Here is a 3,371-nt window from a genome sequence, read left to right as displayed (position 1 = left end):
TTGTTCCAGGCAGCGAGAGCTCGGGCTCGCGGGTATCGAAACGTGGAGAATTTCATCATGATAGTCTACCTAATCGCGGCTCCGATTCAGATATTGATAACATCATGAATTCCACATCAAACGTCGAAGAACCCAGATTGTTCACCTGCATCCCGTCCACCACATGCGGCTCAGCCCCGCGCTGCTTCAGATGCAAAGCCAGATTGTGCCCGATAAACCCGGCCCCGCCGATCAGGGCGATGCGCCGGCCTTTGAGATCGATTGTGTTGCTCACGTGCTTTTCCTTGCAAAGTTTGGCCCACGGAAGACACGGAAGGTCACGGAAATTGAGAGAAGGGCCTATTCCGTGATTTTCCGTGTGTTCCGTGAGCAGGTATCTTGAATGTCCCTTCAGCCACGTTTTACGGCTTGCATGGTTAGACCGAGTTGTCTGAAAATTGCCGCTATTGTTCCCTGTTTCAGTTCCTTTGAGCCCCAATCGGGAATAATGGTTGCTTGGCCGTTGGCGGGGTTGTGCCATTTCCTGTGGGAGCCGCCTCTTCGACGCGGTATTTCATGACAACCATTCTCAGCCAGCAATTTTGCCAGCTCCTTGTATTTCATGCCTCGGCTACCACCAGCGTCTCGAACTGAACGGGAGTGGGCGCACGATCCGTCTGCATTTCAGCGGGGAAAGGTCGCCCCATGTCCTGGTACAACTCAATCGTAGCCGCAATGGCATCCTTCAAGTGGGCGTCAATGCTCTCAAGAGCGTCCACTTCCGTGATCAATTCCGGAATCAAGGGGCTGGTGATCGTCCACCCCCCTGCATCCTGCGCCTCAAGCAACAGCGGAATTTTATACATTCTGTTCATCTTTTGGTTCTCCCTTGCAATGCATAAGCTGAATGTCGATCCGCAACAATAGACACACGACGCGCTTACTTCACAGCCAACCGCACACGCTCCCCGATATATCGCATATCCTCCAGGTCCAGATGCGGCCCCACGGGCAGGGCAATCATGGCGTCGCTGATCCGGGCCGCGTTGGGGAAGCGGGAGGGGTCGTAGCCGTACTTGCCCCGGTAGTATTGCATCCTGGGCACTGGCTGGGGGTAGTAAACGCTGGTGCCCACGCCCTGCTTGCCCAGCTCGGCCATGATTTCCGGACGCTTCTCCATTGCCTGCTCATCCAGCAAAGCCCCCAGACAGTAGTGACAGCTTTCCAGGTGGTCGCCACAGGGTTGGGGCAGGACGCGCAGGCCGGGGATGCCTGCCAGGTGTTCGGCCAAGGCCGTGAAATTCTCCTTGCGTTTGGCCAGAAACCCCGGAAGCTTCTTGACCTGCTCCATACCAATGGCTGCGTGGATCTCGCTCATCCGGTAATTGAAGCCCAGGGCAACGGTATCGTACACACCGGGAACCTTGCGCTCGCCATGGGTCCGGTTCACGCCGAAAGCCTTGAGCAGCTTCAGCCTGGCGCCCAGTTCCGGATCGCGCAGGATGACCATCCCGCCCTCGGCAGTGGTCATATGCTTGACCGGGTAAAAGGAAAAGGCTCCGGCGTCGCCCAGCAGCCCGGCATGGACGCCGTCCACCTTTGCGCCTGGGGCCAGGGCGCAGTCCTCGAGCACGAACAGGTTGTGCTTTTTGGCAATGGCCACCACTTGCGGCATGTCCACAGGAACGCCCAGGTAGTGGACCACGGCAATGGCCTTGGTCCTGGGGGTAATGGCTACTTCAATGGCTGATATATCTATATTGCCGGTTTCAAGTTCGGCATCCAGAAACACAGGTTTCGCTCCGGTCAGTTCCACGGCATGAGCCGTAGCGATATGGGTCTGGGCCGGGACAATGACCTCATCGCCCGGGCCGTAGCCCAGGGCAAAATAGATCAGGTGCATCCCCGCGGTGCAGGAGGACACGCTGACCGCATGGGGCGCGCCGGTGAAGGCCGCGAACTGCTCCTCAAACTGGGTTGATACGGGACCATGCACCAGAATCGGCCCCTGCAAGACCTTCATCACGGCATCCTGCTCTTCCTGACCGATCATGGGCCGACCGAACGGTATGGTGCGCATTATGGCTCCTTGTTGTTTCATAGATATTCAATATCCACGATCTTGCCGCTCTGAACCGCCTGTTCCGCAGCCAGGCAGACGCTCATGGCGGCAAAGACGTCTTCTTGCGGGACCAAAGCCTGAGACTTATTTTTGAATAGTGCGTCAACAAAAGAAATCAGGGCTTGGCCGCGGTGCTGCTTGGCTGGATAGCCGTCATGCTCGGGCCGCAACGGCTGCGCAAGATCACTGGAATCAATCCATACCGTTCCACTGGTCTCATGCAAAAAAGTTGAGCGTGTTCCAAATACCTTCAGTGCATGAAAGTGGGGATGGACACACCCGCCATGTGCGGAAATCTTGGCGGATGTCTGATCCGCAAAGCCCAGCAGAAGCACGGCGAAATCATTATGCCGCTGCTTCGAGCCTACGGCGGCGATACGGCTGCCCAAAGCCTGAACCGTGACCGGCCTCTTCCCAGTTATCCACAAGAGCAGGTCCACCATGTGCACCGCTGCGCCGTGGATAATGGAATAAAACCCGGCCTCGGCCCGCCAACCGGATATGATTTTTTCCTTCCTTCCCCACAGATAGTCGGCTTCCAGATGGTAGACCTCCCCCAGTTCCTGGCTTTGAATCGCACTACGCACCCGGCCAAAAAGGGGTGTTGTCCGCAAAACCAGGTTGGATGAAAGCCTTAGATCAGGGCGTGCTCTGAGTGCGCTGCGGATATGCAGAGTCTCTTCCCTGCTCAAACACATGGGCTTTTCCACGTAGACATTCTTACCATGTTCCAAGGCGCTGACGACCTGGCAATGGTGGGCTTCGTCATAAGAGGCCACGCAGACCAAATCGATATCCGGATCACTCAGGACATCCTGGTCAAGACTGGTTAACCGCGCCTCGGGCAGTTCAGCGCCAAGGGCGGACAACCTGTCGCCATCCAGATCGCAGAGCCAGGCCAGCTCACAGTCCGGATGCGTGGATAAGCACCGTGCCTGATGCGCCCCGACACCCAGACCGATCACAGCGGCTTTGATTTTACACTGGTTTGTCATGTTATAGGCTTGTCCGATGTCGAGGTTCGACGTCGATCACTCTTCCCTCACCGGAAATTTCTCCGCATACCCTTCGCCTTCGGCCAAATACCAAGCCTCAAGTCGCTTCAAATCGCCAAGTTCATCCACGGCAAGACGCAAGTCCGGGTCATTGGGACACGCGCATTCCATATTATTGATCACTAGTGTCCGGAACATTAATCAAATAATCTTAGCTGTTTAAAGGGCGAAAGGGGCTCGCCTTTGCAGCCTGAAAATAAAAGCAGTTGATTTAA

At 56.1% G+C, this 3,371-nt stretch carries 5 protein-coding genes; all 5 read right to left on the bottom strand.

Going from position 1 to position 3,371, the window contains the following annotated elements:
- Positions 1 to 55: 55 nt before the first annotated feature.
- Complete coding sequence (locus AC559A_RS18865) at positions 56 to 274, bottom strand: hypothetical protein (protein WP_498819239.1); 219 nt, start codon at positions 272 to 274, stop codon at positions 56 to 58.
- Positions 275 to 390: 116 nt separating this feature from the next.
- Positions 391 to 603 carry a type II toxin-antitoxin system HicA family toxin gene (locus tag AC559A_RS18860; RefSeq protein ID WP_498819238.1) on the bottom strand — a complete coding sequence of 71 codons (213 nt, stop codon included), beginning with the start codon at positions 601 to 603 and terminating at the stop codon, positions 391 to 393.
- Positions 600 to 854 (bottom strand): type II toxin-antitoxin system HicB family antitoxin, encoded by a 255-nt coding sequence (locus tag AC559A_RS18855; protein WP_498819237.1) that lies wholly within the window; start codon positions 852 to 854, stop codon positions 600 to 602. Before AC559A_RS18855 ends, AC559A_RS18860 begins: the two co-directional genes overlap by 4 nt.
- A 65-nt stretch (positions 855 to 919) precedes the next feature.
- Positions 920 to 2,059, bottom strand: coding sequence for a DegT/DnrJ/EryC1/StrS family aminotransferase (locus AC559A_RS18850; protein ID WP_498819236.1), 1,140 nt, complete (start codon positions 2,057 to 2,059; stop codon positions 920 to 922).
- A 17-nt stretch (positions 2,060 to 2,076) separates the two neighbouring features.
- Positions 2,077 to 3,096: a Gfo/Idh/MocA family protein gene (locus AC559A_RS18845; RefSeq protein WP_498819235.1), complete on the bottom strand. Its 1,020-nt coding sequence runs from the start codon at positions 3,094 to 3,096 to the stop codon at positions 2,077 to 2,079.
- Positions 3,097 to 3,371 lie beyond the last annotated feature (275 nt).

This window comes from Desulfonatronum zhilinae, assembly GCF_900182865.1.
In the GTDB taxonomy this organism is placed as follows: Bacteria; Desulfobacterota; Desulfovibrionia; order Desulfovibrionales; family Desulfonatronaceae; genus Desulfonatronum; species Desulfonatronum lacustre.
This window is presented reverse-complemented; position numbering and strand designations above follow the sequence as displayed.

Bases quoted from the DNA above. Each gene is read 5' to 3' on its own strand.
- AC559A_RS18850 (WP_498819236.1), bottom strand. From the start codon at position 2,059: ATGCGCACCATACCGTTCGGTCGGCCCATGATCGGTCAGGAAGAGCAG.
- AC559A_RS18845 (WP_498819235.1), bottom strand. From the start codon at position 3,096: ATGACAAACCAGTGTAAAATCAAAGCCGCTGTGATCGGTCTGGGTGTC.
- AC559A_RS18855 (WP_498819237.1), bottom strand. From the start codon at position 854: ATGAACAGAATGTATAAAATTCCGCTGTTGCTTGAGGCGCAGGATGCA.
- AC559A_RS18860 (WP_498819238.1), bottom strand. From the start codon at position 603: ATGAAATACAAGGAGCTGGCAAAATTGCTGGCTGAGAATGGTTGTCAT.